The following is an 18,100-nucleotide window of genomic DNA, read 5'->3' as shown; positions in this document are numbered from 1 at the left end:
CCCGGGGGCTTTCAAAGGTCGTCCCTCCTCTCACTCTCGAAGCCACAGTCCCGGAGACGAATACGAACTAGAGCGCAACGGCCAAACCCCCGGGGCCGAAAGCAACGCCAATGCGAACCCGCGCGTACTGGGGTGGTGCCTTCGCCGTCCTGATATTCCTCCTCGTGCAACTCGGCGCGCTCGCGCTCGTGCCGACGTTCTACAGCGAGGGGTACCAGACCGTCGAAGACCCGAGCGACCCGGCGAACAGCCTGCTGTACGTGGGAGCCATCCTCGTGATGACCGTGTTGATGCTCGCGGCGTTCAAGTTCGACCTCGACTTCGTCGTGCGCTACGTCGTCGTCGGCACCGGTGGGATGCTCGCGTGGTACGTCTTCTCCGCCGTCCTCCCGTCGCCGTTCGGCCTCGTCGCGGCCGGCGCCGTGGCGGTCGCCCTGCTCGCGTACCCGGAGTGGTACGTCATCGACACCGCCGGGGTGGTGATGGGCGCCGGCGCGGCGGGCCTGTTCGGCATCAGCTTCGGCATCCTCCCCGCACTGGTCCTCCTGACCGTCCTCGCCGTCTACGACGCCATCTCCGTCTACGGCACCGAACACATGCTCGACCTCGCCGAGGGCGTGATGGACCTCCGCATCCCGGTCGTGCTCGTCATCCCGCTCACGCTGTCGTACTCCCTGCTCGACGACGACTTCGTCGGGGTCGGGAGCGCGGACGACGGTGACGGCGACGGCGACGACGCCGGAGAGAGCGAGGCCGCGACCGCCGATGGGGGCGAGCCGACCGAAGGCGAAGAGGGCGTGGAGAGCGAACGGGCCGACACCGATACGGACACCGACCACGCCGGGAGCGAGGACGCCGGCGAGGGGGACCGGGAGGTCGTCGTCGACCGCGACGTGTTCTTCGTCGGGCTCGGCGACGCCGTGATGCCGACCGTCCTCGTCGCCAGCGCGGCGTTTTTCTCGCCGGCCGCCAGTCTCGGCGTTCCGGGGCTCGCCGCGCTCAACCTCCCGGCTCTGCTCGCGATGGTCGGCACCTTCGTCGGCCTGGTCATCCTCCTCCGGATGGTGCTCAAAGGGGCCGCCCACGCCGGCCTCCCGCTCCTGAACGGCGGCACCATCGCCGGCTACCTCGTCGGCTCCACCCTGGCGGGCGTCCCGCTGCTGACGGCGCTGGGGCTCGCACCGTACCTCTGAACGCGGAACCGAGAAGACCCCCGCCGCTCGTCAGTCGTCGCCGGCGCCCTGCCGAGTCTTCACCGCCATCCCCGTCTCGAAGTCGAGCATCCCCGAGGCCGACAGTTCCGCCCGACCGACGCCGAGCACCGATTCCTCCCGACCCTCGTCGCTCGCCGCCCCGCCGCGGACGACGGCCACCTCGTCGCCCGGCCGCACGTCGGGGTCGACCGCGCGAACGAACTTCGCGAAGACGTTCTTCCCCTCGCGGACGAACGGTTCGCTCTCGTCGCCGACGACGACCCGGCCCGCCGGTGCGTCGAGCGCCGCGGCGAGTCGCCGCCCGCCGGCGAGACCCAGCGTGAACCGGCCGTCGGTGCTGTAGGAGACGACCCGGTCGTCGGCCTGCTCGGCGCCGGTGACGGGCGCACCCTCGGCGTGAATCTGCCGCGGGCGACCGCTCGTCGACCGGGAGATGCGCACGTCCTCGTCCGCCGGGAACAGCGCCACCCCGGCGCCGGCGCCGAACTGGTAGTCCGCGACCGTCCGCAGGTCGGGGAGTTCCGCGTTGTCGCTCATGCTCCGGGGTTTCGGTCGAGGAGCGAAAGGGCTTCGGCTTCCGTTTCGGGTTCGAGTCCGGATTCGACTTCGGATACGGATTCAACTCGGGATTCCGATTCGGACTCCACTTCGTCGTCTCCCTACCCACTGTCTGCGAGAATGGTTTTCGAACTGAATGGTCAGATACTTGTTCGTACGCTGGCGACGGACCAACGTGTCAGTCCTCCGCTCCCTCCGGCGCGGCGTCGGTGCCGTCGTCGGCAACCCCTCCATGTTCGTCCCGGCGCTGCTGTTCGCACTACTGGGTCTCCCACCGATAGCGCTCCTGTTCACCGGCCGGACGCTGCTGTCGAACGGCTACCAGATCGTCACCCTGCTCGTCGCCCCGCTGTTCCTGGCCGGAACGGTCGGGATGGCGTACGAAGCGTTGCGAACCGGACACACGTCGCTCGGGGAGTTCGGGCGCGTCGGTCGGCACAAGTACGTCACCGTCCTCCTCGCGGAAATCGGTCAGGTCGCGGTGATGGCCACCGTCGTGGTCGCCGGGATGATCGCGACGTTCGTCGCCACCGCCGTGGTCGGCGTCGGCGTCCTCGGAGTGGCGTCCGGAACCGGCGGCGACGGGTTCGGCTCCGCACTCGGCGTCGGCATGCTGGTGCTGATGGTTGGGGTGTATCTGCTGTTCCTCCTCGTCGTCCTCCTCGTCGGGATGTTCCTCCAGTTCTACGGCGTCGCGGCCGTCGTCGAGGACACCGGCGCGGTCGGCAGCCTCCGACGGAGTGTCGGGTTCGTTCGGAAGAACCTCCTCCCGACGCTCGGCTACTCGGTGCTCCTGTTCCTCGTCGGACTGTTGAACTGGGTGCCGACCGTCGGGTTGCTGTTCGCCGGCGGCGGGGTCGACCCGGCGACCAGTCCCGCACCCGGGTCCGGCGCGGCGGCGAACCCGTTCGACGTCGACGCGACGACCGCCCTCGCGTTCGGCGCGTACGCCGTCCTGTGGACGACGGTCGTCTACCCGTTCCAGCGGGCGTTCGCGACGGCGTTCTTCGTCGACCACCGGCGGTCGGACGCGGGCGTGGACGGCGCCGCGTCGTCGGCACCCGCGAGCGGCGGGTCGGCGTCGCTGGACGACTGACTCTCTGGGCGTCTCTCGCGACTCGAAGAGCAGAGCGACCCGCTCAGAGCAGGAACGTGTCCTCGCGCCCGCCGAGGTCGAGGAAGGTGTCCGTCGCCTCGACCAGCTCCTCGGCCGTCGAGCTCTCGAAGGCCATCACCTCGACGCGGACGCCCTCGTGACGCAGGTGCGAGCAGAGACGCGCGAAGTCGCCGTCGCCGGTACAGAGCACGACCACGTCGACGTGGTCGGCGAGGGTGACGGCGTCGAGGCTCATCCCGACGTCCCAGTCGGCCTTCTTCGACCCGTCGCCGAACGTCTTGATGTCCTTGATTTTCGTCTCGAAGCCGATGTCCTGGAGCGCCTCGAAGAAGGTCTCCTCCTCCGGGGAGTCGGCCCGGATGACGTAGGAGATGGCCCGAACGAGGGTACGGTCCTGGACGGCCTTCTCCAGCAGGGAGGAGTAGTCGACGTTCCGCGAGTACAGCGACTGCGCGGAGTGATAGAGGTTCTGCGCGTCCGCGAGCACCGCGACGCGCTGACCCGGGTGAATGTCGGTCATGGGTGGGAGGTCAGAAGGCAGGGGTTTAGGCGTGTCGTCTGTCCGGGGCGGCCCCCGGTCGCCAACCACGCCGCGCTCGCGCTCGCTCCGGCTCAGCCGAAGTTCTCGACCTTCGCGGTCTCGTCCGCGCCGCCGGCCTCGCGCACCGCTTCGAGCGCCTCGTCGACGAAGGGGGCGAAGCCGTAGACGAAGGTCTGCTCGCCGTCGTCGCCGGTGAGGGCGTCGGCGACGGCGTCCGTCAGGTCCCCGTCGGGGCCGACGACCGTCACGTCGGCACCCTGCTCACGGAGGGCGTCGAGGCGCGCCTCGTGGGCCGGGGCGTCGCCGTCGTAACGGTACACCACGGCGGCTTCGTTGCCGTCGTCCAGCGCGCGCTCGGCGATGCCGACCGCGGGGCCGACGCCCGGGCCGCCGGCGAGGACGACGACGCGGGCCTCGCCCTCGTAGTGGTCCGAGCCGTACGGCCCGTCGACCTCGAGTTCGTCGCCGGGTTCGAGTTGAGCGAGGTGCCGGCTGAACGGCCCGCCGTCCTCGCTGACGCCGACGGTCACCTCGAAGGTGTCCGTGACGTTCGGCGAGGAGAGGGTGTAGAACCGGGCGTACCCCTCGCCGTCGACCGTCGCGGACAGTTTCACGAACTGACCGGGCTGGGCGTCGAACGTCTCGGGCGACTGAAAAGTGAGTGCGACCGTGTCGGGACCGACCGATTCGGCGGCGGTCACCGTGAGGGTTGTCTCCATGCACCGCCGTTGGGGGGTCGGTCTCAAGGGCTTTCCCATCCCGTCGCGCCGGGGTAGACGTTCGTCCAGTTCCCTCCGGTCCCCCTTTTCAGAAGGCTTTTGATGCGGCCAGCGGAATCTGCGAAACAGTATGCCTGCGGACTTCAACTGGGCCATCGGCGGCGAAGCCGGCGATGGAATCGACTCCACCGGGAAGATCTTCGCTCAGGCGCTCTCGCGAGCCGGTCGACACGTGTTCACCTCGAAGGACTTCGCGTCGCGTATCCGCGGCGGGTACACCGCGTACAAGGTCCGCACGTCCGTCGACCAGGTCCAGAGCGTCGTGGACCGACTCGACGTGCTCATCGCACTCACTCAGCGCACCATCGACGAGAACCTCGACGAACTCCACGAGGGGAGCGTCATCATCTACGACGGCGAGCGCACGCAGATGCAGGACGTCGAGATTCCCGACGGGATGGTCGGCCTCTCCGTCCCCCTGAAGCGCCTCGCCGAGGACGCCGGGGGCGCCATCATGGCGAACGTCGTCGCGCTCGGGGCCGCCTGCGAGGTCGGCTCCTTCCCCATCGAGAACCTCGACTCCGCCCTCGAGAAGCGCTTCAAGAGCAAGGGCCAGCAGCTCGTCGAGAACAACATGGAGGCCGCCCGCGCCGGCCAGGACTACGTCAAGGAGGAGTACGACCACGACTTCGACGACTACGACCTCGAGACCACCGACGAGGACTACGTCCTCCTCAACGGCGACGAGGCCATCGGCATGGGCGCCATCGCCGCCGGCTGTCGCTACTACGCCGGCTACCCCATCACGCCCGCGACGGACGTGATGCAGTACCTGACCGGCCGCATCGAGAACTGGGGCGGCCACGTCGTGCAGGCGGAGGACGAGTTATCCGCCATCAACCTCGCGCTCGGCGCCGCCCGCGCCGGCGCCCGGTCGATGACGGCCACCTCCGGTCCCGGCATCGACCTGATGACCGAGACGTTCGGGCTCGTTGCCACCAGCGAGACGCCGCTGGTCATCGCCGACGTGATGCGCTCGGGCCCATCGACGGGGATGCCGACCAAGCAGGAGCAGGGCGACCTCAACATGGCCCTCTACGGCGGGCACGGCGAGATACCCCGCTTCGTGCTCGCGCCGACCACCGTCTCGGAGTGCTTCTGGAAGACCGTCGAGGCGTTCAACCTCGCCGAGAAGTACCAGACGCCCGTGTTCCTGCTCGCGGACCTCGCGATGGCGGTCACCGAGCAGACGTTCTCGCCCGAGGCGTTCGACATGGACGCCGTCGAGATCGACCGCGGCTTCGTCGTCGACGAGAACGACATCGGCGAGCACCAGACCGAGAAGGGCCAGTTCAAGCCCCACGAACTCACCGAGGACGGCGTCAGTCCGCGCGCGTTCCCCGGCACGGACGGCGGCGCCCACATGTCTACCGGCCTGGAACACGACGAGATGGGCCGCCGGACCGAGGACACCGACATGCGCATCGAACAGGTCGACAAGCGCAACCGGAAGGTCGAGACCGCGACGGAACGAGAGGACTGGTCGCCCCGCGAGTTCGGCGACCCCGACTCCGACACGCTCGTGCTCTCGTGGGGGTCGAACGAGGGCGCGCTCGTCGAAGCCGTCCGCTTCCTCGAGGAGGACGGCATCGACGTGCGCTTCCTCTCCGTGCCCTACATCTTCCCGCGTCCCGACCTGAGCGAGGAGATAAACGACGCCGACGACGTCATCGTCGTCGAGTGCAACCAGACCGGTCAGTTCGCGGACGTGCTCGAACACGACGCCCTGCGTCGTGTCAAGCGTGTGAATAAGTACAACGGCGTGCGGTTCAAGGCCGACGAACTCGCAGACGATATCAAGGAGACTCTCGCCGCGGAGGCGGAGGCCTAAATCATGAGCTCGGAAGTTAGATTCACCGACTTCAAGTCGGACAAGCAGCCGACCTGGTGTCCCGGATGCGGCGACTTCGGGACGATGAACGGGATGATGAAGGCGCTGGCAGAGACGGGCAACGACCCCGACAACACCTTCGTCGTCGCCGGCATCGGCTGTTCCGGCAAAATCGGCACGTACATGCACAGCTACGCCATCCACGGCGTCCACGGGCGCGCGCTCCCCGTCGGCGCCGGCGTGAAGATGGCGAACCCCGACCTGGAAGTGATGGTCGCTGGCGGCGACGGCGACGGCTACTCCATCGGCGCGGGCCACTTCGTCCACGCCGTTCGCCGCAACGTCGACATGTCCTACGTCGTCATGGACAACCGCATCTACGGCCTCACGAAGGGACAGGCCTCGCCCACCTCGCGCGAGGACTTCGAGACATCGACGACGCCCGAGGGGCCGAAGCAGCCGCCCGTCAACCCCATGGCGCTCGCGCTCGCCTCGGGCGCGACGTTCATCGCCCAGTCGTTCTCCAGTGACGCGCTGCGCCATCAGGAGATCGTCCAGAAGGCCATCGAACACGATGGGTTCGGCTTCGTCAACACCTTCAGTCCGTGTGTGACGTTCAACGACGTCGACACCTACGACTACTTCCGCGACAACCTCGTGGACCTCGGCGACGAGGAGGACCACGACCCCGCCGACTACGACGCCGCGAAGGACAAGATTCTGGACGCCTCGAAGGAGTACCAGGGCGTCATCTACCAGAACCCCGACTCCGTACCGTACGGCCAGAAGCACGGTCTCGACACGAACATGTCCGAGATTCCGGACGGCGCCCCCGAGAACGCGACGGACCTGGTCCGCGAGTTCTACTGAACCCCGACCTTTTTCTTCGTCGGGTGCGCTCGCTTCGCTCGCGCACCTCTCCTCGAAAAAGCTCGACCAAAAAGGCCGCTCGCTCGGGCCTGACGGCCCTCGCTCGCGGTCGACGGCGCTGGACTGACCGCACAGCCCAGACAGCACACGACCCAGCTACAGCACCGTTCTACCGCTCCGGCCACAGCACCGTTCTACTGCTCCAGCCACAGCAGCACGAGAAACACCCCGACGATAGCGGCCTCGACGCCGAGCAGCGGGAGCGCCCGATAGTACCCCTCACCGACCCCGTCTCCGAGTTCTGCACCGAACACGAACCCGAAGTGGAACGCCGACGAGACGAACGCGACGGCTGCGGTGGTGAAACCGAGGACGAGCCACCTGTGGCCGACGGACTGCCCCTGCTGGCGACGGAAGAGAGCAACCGGCACCGCGAGGAGGAGCACGACCGCGAGTATCGACCCGAACCCGGGTCCCGGCGGAATCGACATCTGATACAGGCCGTCCTGCGCGTCCGGTTGTAGGTTTTTTCTTCAGTTCTCCCCGGCGGCGTGCTCGATTCGCTCCATCATCCCGGCGAGCGCCGCGGACTCGTCGAAGCCCACTTCGTGGACGCCGAGGGCGACGACCACGTCGTCACCGTGTTCGACGCTGACGACGTGGAGGCGCACCTCGGTGGGGTTTCCGTCGACGGTCGCCGTCGCGGCGAAGCTGACGACCTCGGCCGACCCGCCGAGCACCGTCCGCTCCTCGCGGGCGAGTTCGCGGACGTCGCCGAGGTCCTCGTACTCGGTCCCGCCGAGCGCCTTCGCGCGGTCGAGGAGCGCGAAGGCGCGCTCGGTGAGTTCGGCGTTGGTCGCGTGGGCGAACGGGTTCGCGGATTGGCCGGCGACACGGGCGTTCGGCGTACTGACGACGAGGAGCGCGGCGACGTCTCCCGGCGACCCCTCGGTCGCGCCGACGGTCTTCGAGTAGCCGGAGACGTAGCTCGTGACCGTCACGTCGCGGCTGACGCCGGCGACGCCGATGGGGTAGGTGAGCGGGACGGCGGTCGTGTTCCCGTGGACGTAGCCGACGGCCTCGTGGGCCTCGGTCGGTATCGTCGCCGGCGACGCCTCGGCGTTCACGAGCGTGCCGGTACAGCCGGCGAGGACGACGAGGGCGGCGAAGAGGAGCGCCGCGGCTCCCGGACGGGTCGCGTACATGAGAGAGACACGCGCGCTGATACGATGACCGTTTCGTCGGCCGCGACGAGCGACGGACCGTCCGCCGTGACCCGTGTTCCCCCGTCGCGCCCCCGAGCCGGCGATGTGGGAGGTTTTTATGAAGTCCCCGAGATAGCCCGTACTATGTCAGCGGAGTCGTACGACGACGGGACGCGGGGTGCGTCGAGGAGGGGGACACGGTCTTACGACGTCGTCGTCGTCGGTGGGGGGACGGGCGGGGCCTTCGCCGCGGCGACGGCGGCAGAGGCGGGACTCGACACGGTACTCGTCGAGCGCAAGTCCGCCGAAGACGCCGGTCACATCGCCTGTGGCGACGCCATCAAGGGGAAGAACGCCTTCCCGGACGTCGTCGACCTCGACTACCTGCGCGAGGAGTCGTTCACCAACCAGCGCATCACCCGCGCCGTGTTCGAGAACCCCGCCGACGGCGAAACCGTCGACATCCCGCTCGGGACGACCGGCGCGGTGCTCGACCGCAAGCGCTACGGCGAGGTGCTCTTGGAGGAGGTCGACCGCCTCGGCGTCGACCTCCACTTCGACACCGTCGTCCAGGACGTGGTACAGGAAGCGGACGGCACTGTCACCGGCGTCCGCGCGACACACGACGGCGACGCCGTGACCTACGAGGCCGAGGTGACGGTCGACGCCGCCGGCTCCCTGTCGATTCTGCAGGACAAGGCGGACTTCTCCCGCTCCCGCTTCGACACGAACGTCTCCTACTCGCAGTTCTGTTCGGCGTACCGGGAGGTCATCGACGTCGAGGAGCCGGTCGACTGGGACGACGCGCTGGTGTTCAAACCCACCGAAGAACTGGGGTACCTCTGGTACTTCCCGCGCTCTCCGACCCGCATCAACGTCGGCCTCGGCTTCCAGATGGACAAGCCGCCGATGAAGCTCGTCGAGGCGCTCAGACGCGACGTGAAGAGCCGCGCGGAGTTCGCGGGCGCGACCGTCGTCGACAAACTCGGCGGGGCGCTCCCGACCCGCCGCCCCTACGACTCCGCCGTCGCGGACGGCTTCGTCGCCGTCGGCGACGCGGCGGGCCACGTCAACCCGACCACCGGCGGCGGCATCCCCGGCGCCGCCAAGTCCGCCCACTGGGCGATGGAGCGCGTCGTCGAAGCGCTCTCCGACGGCGGGGCGACCGAGGAGGCGCTCTGGTCGTACAACCACGACGTGATGACCGACTTCGGGAAGAAGTTCGCCGGCATCGACCTCTACAACATCTGGGGGAGCGCCCACGACGTCGAGGACCTCACGGGCGTCGTCACCGCCGTCCCGGGCCAACAACTCGCCGACGCGCTCGGCCGCGGCACCGGCTCCTCGATGAAGCTCGGGCTGAAACTGAAGACGGCGCTGAAGACGGTCGGCCACTGGGACACCCTCTCGGAGCTGTACCGCGTCCAGCGCAAGGCGGCGGAGATACGCGACCACTACGACCGCTACCCGCAGTCCCCCGAGGCGTTCGACGCCTGGGCCGAGGTCCGTGACGGCATCCTCGAGGACGTGTACGCCATCTCCGGCGCCGACCCGAAGTACTGAGCGGGGACCGGACGCGACGTCGTCGGGCGGCCCGGCCGGGCGTGAATTTAGTTCCTCTCCCGCCGGCCGGAAGCACTGAGAGGACCGAGCCCCTACACCCGCGACAGACCGACACCCGTGTTCGAAGGACTGCTCGACGTCACGTACGGTCTCGTGCGCCAGTACGGCTACATCGCGGTGTTCGTCTTCCTCTTTCTCGAGACCTCGATGCTGTTTCCGTTCCTCCCGAGCGAACTCGTCGTCCCGTTCGCCGCCGGGGTGGTCGTCACCGGCGTCACCTCGATGCTCGGCTTCGGCGTCGCCGCGGGAGCCGGCGCCGTCGTCGGCGGCTACGTCGCCTACTACGCCTTCGGCGGGGGAACGAGCCGCCTGCTCGACCGCGCCAAGCGCCTCCTCCACGTCGAGGACGCGGAGACCGAACGCGCGACGAAGTGGTTCGAGAAGTACGGCGAACACAGCGTGCTGTGGGGTCGACTGCTCCCCTTCCTCCGCTCGGTCATCTCGATTCCCGCCGGGATGGCGGGGATGGACCGCCTGAAGTTCGGCGTCTACACCGGCGTCGGCGCGTTCGTCTTCAACACGGCCGTCGCCGCGGTCGTCTTCTACGGCAAGCAGCAGTCCGTCTACCACGTCGCCGTCGCCTACCTGACCGACCACCCCGTCGTCGCCGGGGTCGGCGCACTCGCGCTCCTGACGCTCTGGTACGCCGCCGAGCGCACCGACCCGTGGTCGTGGCTCGACCCGCGCGCCGACGGGGCCGGCGAGGAGCGCGTCTCGAAGTGAGCCGGGGCGGACGACCCGGCTCCGTCGACGACCGCGGTGTCGGTCACAGTACCACCGCCCGGCGAGGGTTTTTAGGTCACGACGGCCCAGAGAGGGGTAATGCGCGTTCGGGACCTCCCGCTGTCGGCGGCGCTCCGAGACCACTACGAGTCACAGGGGGTCGAGGAGTTGTACCCGCCACAGCGGGCGGCCGTCGAAGCCGGCGTCACCGAGGGAGCGAACCTCGTCGCCGCCATCCCCACCGCCAGCGGCAAGACGCTCATCGCGGAGCTCGCGATGCTCACCGCCGGCGGCCCCGCCCTCTACATCGTCCCGCTCCGGGCGCTCGCCCGCGAGAAGTACGAGACGTTCTCCGAACTCCCGGGCGTCGACGTCGGCATCTCCACTGGCGACTTCGACTCGCCGGCGGAGGACCTCGCGGCGTACGACATCGTCGTCGCCACCAGCGAGAAGGTCGACTCGGCCATCCGAAACGGCGCCTCGTGGGTCGGCGACCTCGCCTGCTGTGTCGTCGACGAGGTGCACCTGCTGGGCGCGGAGGGGCGGGGGCCCACGCTCGAAGTCACCCTGGCGAACCTGCGGCGGCGGGCGCCGGGACTCCAACTCGTCGCCCTCTCCGCGACCGTCGACAACCCCGACGAGGTCGCGGCGTGGCTCGACGCAGACCTCGTCGAGACCGACTGGCGCCCGGTCGACCTCAGGACGGGCGTGTACGCCGACGGCGTCGTGGACTTCGACGACGGCACGGAGCTCCCGGTCGACCTCGACCGTGGGGCCGACACCGTGGGAGCGGACGGCGGGAGCGTCCCGGCTGCCGGCGCCGACGCGGACACGGACACCGAGGCGACCGCCGCGCTCGTCGTCGACGCCGTCGAAGCCGGGGGACAGGCGCTCGCGTTCGTCCGCTCGCGGCGCGAGGCGGAGTCGCTGGCCGAGCGCCTCGCCCGGGAGCCGTTCGGCGCCGCCGAGAGGGTGGCCGACGAGCTTCGCGAGTTGGACGGGACGACGACCGGCCGACGGCTCGCCGACTGCGTCGAGGACGGCGTCGCCTTCCACCACGCCGGTCTCGGGAGCGACCACCGCGTCGCCGTCGAGAACGCCTTCCGCGACCGGGAACTCGCGGTCATCTGTGCCACCCCGACGCTCGCGGCCGGCGTCAACGTCCCCGCCCGCCGCGTCGTCGTCCGCGACCAGGAGCGTTACACCGACGGCGGGATGGCGCCCCTCCCGGTCCTCGAAGTCCACCAGATGTGCGGCCGCGCGGGTCGACCGCATCTCGACCCGTTCGGCGAGGCGGTGCTGGTCGGGGACGGTTCGACCAAGGACGACCTGTGGGAGCGCTACGTCGGCGCCGACCCGGAGGCCGTCGAGTCCAAACTCCGGGACCGGGCGGCGCTTCGTACACACGTCCTCTCGACCGTGGCGGCGGGGTTCGCGGACACCCGACGCGGCGTCCGCGACGCCCTCGGGGCGACGTTCTACGCCCACCAGACGCCCGAAGACGACCTCTCCGGGGTCGTCCACGCCGTCGTCGCCGAGTTGACCGACATGGGGATGGTCGAGGTCGATTCGAGTGAGGGGGACGACGCGGAGGGCGACGACGCCCAGGACCGACTCGCGGCCACGCCGCTCGGCTCGCAGGTCTCGCGACAGTACGTCACCCCCGAGACGGGCGTCCGGCTCGTCGAGGGGCTGGAGGCGACCGCCGAGATGGACGAAGGGAACGTGACCGGGCTCACGATTCTCGAGTTCGTCTGTGACTCCCCGGATATGCAGGACACCTACCTCGGCAACCGCGAGCGCGCCGACATGTACCAGTTCGCGACGCGCCACGCCGCCGAGTTCACGACCGCGATGGGCGAGGCCGACGAGTTCGAGCGATGGCTGGAGTCGGTGAAGACGGCCCGCATCCTCTACGAGTGGACGGAGGGAGCCGACGTGGAGACGCTCGTCGAACGCTACCGCATCGGGCCGGGCGACCTCGAGTCCCGCATCGAGCGTGCCGAGTGGCTCCTCGGGGCGACCGACGCGCTCGCGACGCTCCTCGACATCGACCGGCCGGAAATCGGCGCGCTCCGGGCGCGACTCTGAACTCCCGAGTACGACCCCGAGTCAGGCCCCGTGTCGCTCCAGTAGCCCGGCGAGCTCCGCCTTCGTGCGGACGCCGCTCACTCGCTCGACCGCCTCCCCGCCGGCGAAGACGACGAGCGTCGGCACTCCCCGAACGCCGTACTCCGCCGCCAACGGTTGGTTCGCATCCACGTCGACTTTCGCGACGGCCGCGTCCGACTCCCGAGCCAACGCCTCGACTGTCGGTTCGAGCATCTTGCACGGTCCACACCAGTCCGCGTAGAAGTCGACGAGCACCACGTCGTGTTCCACGACGAGCGCGGTGAGCTCGTCACGTCCCGCGACCCGAACCGGCTCGGTCGGTGTCTCTTCCACAGCCGGCGTGTCTTCGGCGCCCGAGACGGACGCCGAATCGGCTTCGCCGTCTCGGAGGCGTGACTCGAGTTCGTCGCGCTTTCGTCGGCGAATCTCCGCGAGTTCGTCGTCGTTCATACGCGAGAGTACGGTCGTGGTGTGCTTAACAGTTTTGCAGATTTCGAACAATATCGGGCTCGGCGGACGAGCACGCACGAGGGCGGCGGGTAACGGGGAATCCGGGACCGTGACGACGCCGCCGTGTGGTCACTCGGCGTACAGCGAGTAGGTGATGACGACGAACCCTATCAACGTGAACGCCCCGTCGAGGAGGACGGTGAGACCGAGCGTCGAGTGCATCCCGAACAGCAGCGGGAGCATCTGGTCGAGGAGGCCGCTGACGAGCGACCCGAACGTGATGACGCCGAAGCCGATGGCGAGCGACCGGAGTGCCGGTGCACCGGTCCGCCGGTAGGCTTTCAGCGCGAAGTACGTAATCAGGCCCCCGAACACGAGTACGCCGGTCTTGACGACGACGATGGCAGTCGTGACGCCGGCGCCGCTGTCGTGGACCATCAGGTCTCCCTCCGGACCTGCTCCCAGATGGACGCGAGGCGCTCGTCCGGGGACTTCGGCGGTCGACTGATCTCCACGTCGAACTCGCGGGACTCGCTCCCGTTCAACGCCACGGTCACCGCCTCGAAGTCGACGACGTATCGCGTGGTGTGGTGACCGTCCGACCGGATTTCGGTCCGTTCGTCGAGCAGTTTCGCCTCCGTCAGGAGGTCGAGCTTTCGGTACGTCGTCGACAGCGGGATGTCACAGGCCTCGGAGAGTTCACTGGCAGTCATCGGTTCGGTGAGTGTCAGGACGATGTGGCGGGCGCTCTCGTCGTCGAGCGCGTCGAGGACCACTTGGAGGTCGATCTCCTCTCGCGGCGACCACTCCTGCACCATCGTCCCGAGGTTTTCCCGCATCGCTGATAAACTACCGGGGTAGATTGTCGGTGTCCGTGCGGTCAGTCCGGGTTGCGTCCGGCGGTCTCGTACGCGCCTCGCCGACGGAGCTCTCCCGCACGTCTGAGTACCGACGGTGTCCGACAGACGCCCGGCGCTCCGACCGCCTGCGGAACCGTGCAGTTGTTACAGCTCTCACAGACGGTCCGCGTGCCCGGGTCGACCCTCGTGCTCGCGTCGGCGTCCCGGTCGTCGGTACCGCTTCCCGCCGCCAACAGACGGGCCGGGAGGCGTGGCTCCGCGTAGAACGGGCGCGCCATCCCGACCATGTCGCAGGCGTCGCCCAGCAGTCGGTCCATCTCCCCGCGCTCTCGAACGCCGCCCTCCAGCAGTACGGGCACGTCGACCACCCGCCGCACGTCTCGGGCCAGGTCGGCGTTCCAGGTGGATTCGAACCCGAAGACCAACGACTCGGCGCGGTTCCCCAACTCGACGAGCATCCGCCGGAGCCGTCCGCCGAACGTCCCCACGTAGGCGTCCTCGAACGTCTCGTCGTCCCACGCCCGACTCGGGAACTCGCCGCGGACGATGCTCATATCCCAGATGACGGTGCCGTTGACCGGCACCAGCGCGTCGTACCCGTAGTCCGCGAGTCGCCGGCAGACGCCGACGGCGTCCCGGTGTGTGAGGCGTCGGCGAATCACCGGAGGGACCTCCGTCTCGGCCGGAACTTTAGTCACCAGCGGGACGTCGCCGGCGCGCTCGCGCACCTCGTCGTGGACGAGTTCGAGAAAGCGCACGCCGTCGGCGAACTCGTCGTCGCGACGGTTGTAGAAGGGCGAGAGGAACTGGTGGACGATGCCCATGTTCGCCCCTGCGAGGTGAATCACGTCGTAGCCGGCGTCGACCGCCCGCTCCGCCGCGCGGCCGAAGTCGGCGGCGAGTTCGTACACCTCCGCGGTGGTCATCACGTGCGGCGAGAGCGAGAGGAGCCCGACCCGGTCGGCGAGCCGGAGGGGAAGCGGCGGGTCGGAGACGGCGAGTTGTTCGATTCCGGGGTGTTCGGCCCGGTAGGCGGCGTTCCACGTCTCCATGCTCCGGAGGCCGCCGTGTTCGAGCTGGATGGCGACGCGTGAGCCGTGGTCGTGGACCCGTTCCGTCAGCGCCGAGAGCGACGAGACGAAATCGGGGTCGTCGACGTAGGTCATGTTCGGGGCGGCACAGCCACCCGGTCCCTCGCGGACGATGGTCGCCCCTTGACACAGCAGGCCGGCCCCCGCCTCGGCCGCGGGTTCGAGGTCCGCGACGAGTCGGTCGGCGGCGTCGGGGCCAGTGCCGGCACACTCCAGTAACGGCGCCCGGTAGAGGCGGTTCGGAACCGTCAGCCCGCCAAGCTCCAGGGAGTCCTCCAGTCGCGGCATGGCGTGCCCGTAGGAGCCACCGAACTTACCGCTACCGCCGTCGGCACGATTCTATATCGCGGGATGCGATTTATCAGTCTCGATTCTCCGGACGTTCACCACGACGGGAGCGTCTCGGGGAGGGCCTCGAAACCGCCGCTCGAGTCCGATTCGGCGCTCGAACGTCGGTCGAGGCCGGAGCTGTTCCGTTCCGACGCGGAGGTCGCTCTCGGCGAGGTGCGGTATCCGCGCTACGAGTCACTTCCACCGTCGCCCGAACCGGGCGACTGTGGGGACTGTGCATCCCCGGACGGTCACCGCCCGCCGTCGGTCGGACTGGAGGATTCTGGGCTCGAGCGTCTTCGTGGCGCCTCACCGGCCGGTTCTCTGCTGACCGGCTCGTCTCGTCCCGCCGGCGCCTCCGGTTCCGTCCCCGCCTGGTCGTGGGTATGGTGGTAGAAGCGGACTCGGGCCTCCCCCTCGACGAGCGCCGGGTCGAAACAGACCCGTCGGTAGCGGGCGTTCGCGAGGAGGTTCACCATCAAGCCGCCCGTGTGCTCCGAGAGCGAGTCGTACGCGCGGTCACAGACCGGACAACGGGCCGCTCGTGAGTCGTCGGGAGCCACAGACGAACGGAGGAGCTACAGGCGACTGAACCCTTCGGCTACGAGTACTCCGAGCCGGTCGCCCCCGGCACGGCCAGCCGGAGGAGCACGGCGACGACGGTGGCCGCGACGACCACGTGGAGGACGCCGAGCAGAATCTGCCCCGTCGGGTCGACGCCGAGTGCCGGCGCGACCGTCACGAGCGGGACGAACATGGCCAGCAGCACCGCTCCCGCGACCGCGAGGAAGTTCCGCACCGGACGCTCCGTATAGCGGTCGAGCAGGGCGTAGACGACGGTCGCACCGACGCCGGAGGCGACCGTGCTGCCGATAATCGGCGCCCACCGGAAGGGGTCGAGCGTCGGGTCGACCGCGTACAGCGCACCGACGAGACTGCGGGCGGCGAGGACCGCGACGAGCGCCGCGAGCGTGGCGGCGACCCCGGCGCGAACCAGCCGGGTCCGGGGGACACGCGCTCGGCTTCGACTGACGGACGTGGACGTTGCCATGATGTGGGAGGTAGGTCGTCAGCGCCGATAACGCTCGTGTGGGACGTGTCAGCCGGCCTGTACCTCGTCGGCGACCCGCGTGACCGTCTCGTACTCCTCGTCGGAGTAGGCGACGAAGCGCACGTCCCGCAGACGGTCGGGCTCGTAGTCACGAATCGTCTCGCAGACGAGTCGAGCACCAGCCTCGAGGTCGAACCCGGCGACGCCACAGCCGAGCGCCGGGAGGACGAGCGACTCACAGCCGCGTCGGTCGGCGGCGACGAGGGCGTTTCGCGTCGCGTCGCGGATACTCTCCTCCGTCGCCGCTCCGTCGCCGTAGTGCGGCATCGCTGCGGCGTGGACGACGTAGTCGGCGTCGAGCTCGTACGCGTCCGTGACGGCGACCTCGCCGAGGTCGACCGGTCCCTGCTCCATCGCCGCCTCGTTGATCGGGCCGCCCGCGGCTCGCCTGAGCGCGCCGGCGACGCCCGAACCCATCCGGAGCGACGTTCCAGCCGCGTTCACGAGGGCGTCCGCGGACTGTGCGGCGATGTCACCCTGGACGAGGGTAAACTTCATGTCGTGATATGGAACTGCCGGTGACAAAGCGGTTCGGCCAGTCGAAGCTCCCTCGGCTTCCGACTGCTGACAGCGAGAGTCGTTCGGAGATGACGGCCTCCCGTGGCCCTCGTTCCCACGAAACGTACGTTAGCGGACCGGGAAACGGCAATTCCGTCCCCCCTTTCCCAACGCGTTTACCCGTGACGCTCCTACCGGCGAGTGCAATGAGTCAGCAGTCTCTCTCACCCGACGACGTGCCCCGCGCGAACGGCATGCCGATGCTCGGACTCGGGACGTGGCAGAACACGGACGCGAGCCAGTGTGTCGACACCGTGAGCACGGCCCTCGAGATGGGGTATCGACACGTCGACACGGCACAGGCCTACGACAACGAGGAGTACGTCGGCGAGGGCATCGCCGAGGCCGACGTCGACCGGGAGGAGGTCTTCCTCGCGACGAAGGTGTGGATCGACAACCTCGCCCACGACGACGTCGTCGAGACGACGAAGGAGAGCCTCGACAAGCTCGGCGTCGACTCGGTGGACCTCCTCTACGTCCACTGGCCGGCCCGCGAGTACGACGCCGAGGAGACCCTCGGCGCGTTCAACGAGCTGTACGACGAGGGTCTCATCGAGCGTATCGGCGTCAGCAACTTCGAACCCGAGCACGTCGAGGAGGCCGTCGAGGTCAGCGACGCGCCCATCTTCGCCAACCAGGTCGAGATGCACCCGTTCCTCCCCCAGGAGGAGCTCCGTTCGACCCTCGACGAACACGACATCCAGCCGGTCGCGTACTCGCCGCTCGCGAGAGGGGAAGTGTTCGACGACGAGACGCTCACCGACATCGCCGACGACCACGGCGCCAGCGCGGCGCAGGTGAGCCTCTCGTGGCTCCGCGAGAAGGGCGTCACCACCATCCCGAAAGCCTCCAGCGAGGACCACATCGAGGACAACTGGCGGTCGGTCGCGCTCGACCTCTCCGACGAGGAGATTCAGCGCATCGACGACATCGAGAAACACGACCGCCGCGTCGACCCGGACTTCGCCCCCTGGTAGGGGCGTCACTCCTCGTCTACTCGCTTCCCTCCACTCACTCCTCGCCCACTCGCTTCCCTCCACTCACTCTTCGTTCACTACCCGCTCACCGTCGGGTCACCGTCCGCCCTTTCCCCCCGGATACCACAGCTTTACGGTAGTCGACGTGAC

The 18,100-nt window shown here is 68.8% G+C and carries 20 protein-coding genes; 8 read left to right on the top strand and 12 right to left on the bottom strand.

The features are described from left to right. Positions 1-110: 110 nt before the first annotated feature. Positions 111-1,193, top strand: coding sequence for a presenilin family intramembrane aspartyl protease PSH (locus N5095_RS13175; RefSeq protein WP_267623350.1), 1,083 nt, complete (start codon positions 111-113; stop codon positions 1,191-1,193). A gap of 30 nt (positions 1,194-1,223) precedes the next feature. On the opposite strand, the gene N5095_RS13170 is transcribed toward N5095_RS13175, so the two are convergent. After that, positions 1,224-1,751 (bottom strand): PUA domain-containing protein, encoded by a 528-nt coding sequence (locus N5095_RS13170; RefSeq protein WP_267623349.1) that lies wholly within the window; start codon positions 1,749-1,751, stop codon positions 1,224-1,226. 196 nt (positions 1,752-1,947) lie between these two features. Here N5095_RS13170 and N5095_RS13165 point away from each other — a divergent pair, with 196 nt between their 5' ends. Continuing rightward, a complete protein-coding gene (locus N5095_RS13165) occupies positions 1,948-2,868 on the top strand; it encodes a DUF7847 domain-containing protein (protein ID WP_267623348.1) in 921 nt (306 codons plus the stop codon). A 43-nt stretch (positions 2,869-2,911) separates the two neighbouring features. Here the strand turns inward: N5095_RS13165 and N5095_RS13160 are convergent, their stop codons facing one another. Further along, entirely contained in the window at positions 2,912-3,409 is a 498-nt protein-coding gene (locus tag N5095_RS13160; RefSeq protein WP_267623347.1) for a LabA-like NYN domain-containing protein, read from the bottom strand. Between the two features lie 92 nt (positions 3,410-3,501). Beyond that, on the bottom strand, positions 3,502-4,149 hold the full coding sequence (locus N5095_RS13155; RefSeq protein WP_267623346.1) for an FAD-dependent oxidoreductase: 648 nt from the start codon (positions 4,147-4,149) through the stop codon (positions 3,502-3,504). A 130-nt stretch (positions 4,150-4,279) separates the two neighbouring features. On the opposite strand from N5095_RS13155, the gene N5095_RS13150 reads away from it, so the two are divergent. Together N5095_RS13150 and N5095_RS13145 are read left to right on the top strand one after the other, a co-directional pair. Then, positions 4,280-6,040 carry a 2-oxoacid:acceptor oxidoreductase subunit alpha gene (locus tag N5095_RS13150; protein ID WP_267623345.1) on the top strand — a complete coding sequence of 587 codons (1,761 nt, stop codon included), beginning with the start codon at positions 4,280-4,282 and terminating at the stop codon, positions 6,038-6,040. A 3-nt stretch (positions 6,041-6,043) separates the two neighbouring features. Next, a complete protein-coding gene (locus N5095_RS13145; protein WP_267623344.1) occupies positions 6,044-6,910 on the top strand; it encodes a 2-oxoacid:ferredoxin oxidoreductase subunit beta in 867 nt (288 codons plus the stop codon). A gap of 194 nt (positions 6,911-7,104) precedes the next feature. Here N5095_RS13145 and N5095_RS13140 read toward each other — a convergent pair whose 3' ends face one another. Together N5095_RS13140 and N5095_RS13135 are read right to left on the bottom strand one after the other, a co-directional pair. Next, entirely contained in the window at positions 7,105-7,401 is a 297-nt protein-coding gene (locus N5095_RS13140) for a hypothetical protein (protein ID WP_267623343.1), read from the bottom strand. Between the two features lie 42 nt (positions 7,402-7,443). Next, on the bottom strand, positions 7,444-8,115 hold the full coding sequence (locus N5095_RS13135; protein ID WP_267623342.1) for a DUF6517 family protein: 672 nt from the start codon (positions 8,113-8,115) through the stop codon (positions 7,444-7,446). 144 nt (positions 8,116-8,259) lie between these two features. On the opposite strand from N5095_RS13135, the gene N5095_RS13130 reads away from it, so the two are divergent. From N5095_RS13130 to N5095_RS13120, 3 genes are all read left to right on the top strand, one after another. Beyond that, positions 8,260-9,678, top strand: coding sequence for a geranylgeranyl reductase family protein (locus N5095_RS13130; protein WP_267623341.1), 1,419 nt, complete (start codon positions 8,260-8,262; stop codon positions 9,676-9,678). 117 nt (positions 9,679-9,795) lie between these two features. Next, positions 9,796-10,461, top strand: a complete 666-nt coding sequence (locus N5095_RS13125; protein WP_267623340.1) for a DedA family protein — start codon at positions 9,796-9,798, stop codon at positions 10,459-10,461. Between the two features lie 99 nt (positions 10,462-10,560). Next, entirely contained in the window at positions 10,561-12,552 is a 1,992-nt protein-coding gene (locus tag N5095_RS13120) for a DEAD/DEAH box helicase (RefSeq protein ID WP_267623338.1), read from the top strand. Positions 12,553-12,573: 21 nt separating this feature from the next. Here the strand turns inward: N5095_RS13120 and trxA are convergent, their stop codons facing one another. The 7 genes from trxA to N5095_RS13085 all read right to left on the bottom strand — a co-directional run bounded on the left by trxA (position 12,574) and on the right by N5095_RS13085 (position 16,913). Then, positions 12,574-13,023 carry a thioredoxin gene (gene trxA / locus N5095_RS13115; protein WP_267623337.1) on the bottom strand — a complete coding sequence of 150 codons (450 nt, stop codon included), beginning with the start codon at positions 13,021-13,023 and terminating at the stop codon, positions 12,574-12,576. 129 nt (positions 13,024-13,152) lie between these two features. Further along, positions 13,153-13,461, bottom strand: coding sequence for a DUF7521 family protein (locus tag N5095_RS13110; RefSeq protein WP_267623336.1), 309 nt, complete (start codon positions 13,459-13,461; stop codon positions 13,153-13,155). Continuing rightward, entirely contained in the window at positions 13,461-13,841 is a 381-nt protein-coding gene (locus N5095_RS13105) for a winged helix-turn-helix domain-containing protein (protein ID WP_267624478.1), read from the bottom strand. Before N5095_RS13105 ends, N5095_RS13110 begins: the two co-directional genes overlap by 1 nt. A gap of 62 nt (positions 13,842-13,903) precedes the next feature. Next, a complete protein-coding gene (locus N5095_RS13100; protein ID WP_267623335.1) occupies positions 13,904-15,262 on the bottom strand; it encodes an oxidoreductase in 1,359 nt (452 codons plus the stop codon). Positions 15,263-15,555: 293 nt separating this feature from the next. Further along, positions 15,556-15,867, bottom strand: coding sequence for a DUF8145 family protein (locus N5095_RS22250; protein WP_303651728.1), 312 nt, complete (start codon positions 15,865-15,867; stop codon positions 15,556-15,558). A gap of 38 nt (positions 15,868-15,905) precedes the next feature. Beyond that, positions 15,906-16,355, bottom strand: a complete 450-nt coding sequence (locus tag N5095_RS13090) for a DUF6069 family protein (protein ID WP_267623334.1) — start codon at positions 16,353-16,355, stop codon at positions 15,906-15,908. A gap of 48 nt (positions 16,356-16,403) precedes the next feature. Continuing rightward, the gene (locus N5095_RS13085; RefSeq protein ID WP_267623333.1) at positions 16,404-16,913 is read right to left on the bottom strand and encodes a macro domain-containing protein; all 510 of its coding nucleotides are present in this window, start codon (positions 16,911-16,913) and stop codon (positions 16,404-16,406) included. 206 nt (positions 16,914-17,119) lie between these two features. On the opposite strand from N5095_RS13085, the gene N5095_RS13080 reads away from it, so the two are divergent. Continuing rightward, positions 17,120-17,950 carry an aldo/keto reductase gene (locus N5095_RS13080; RefSeq protein WP_390203172.1) on the top strand — a complete coding sequence of 277 codons (831 nt, stop codon included), beginning with the start codon at positions 17,120-17,122 and terminating at the stop codon, positions 17,948-17,950. The last annotated feature ends 150 nt before the right edge of the window (positions 17,951-18,100 follow it).

Origin of the sequence: Halobium salinum, from assembly GCF_026586625.1 — an archaeon.
GTDB classification, from domain to species: Archaea; Halobacteriota; Halobacteria; order Halobacteriales; family Haloferacaceae; genus Halobium; species Halobium salinum.
Note: the sequence above shows the minus strand (reverse complement) of the source record. Positions and strands in the feature narration are given on the sequence as shown.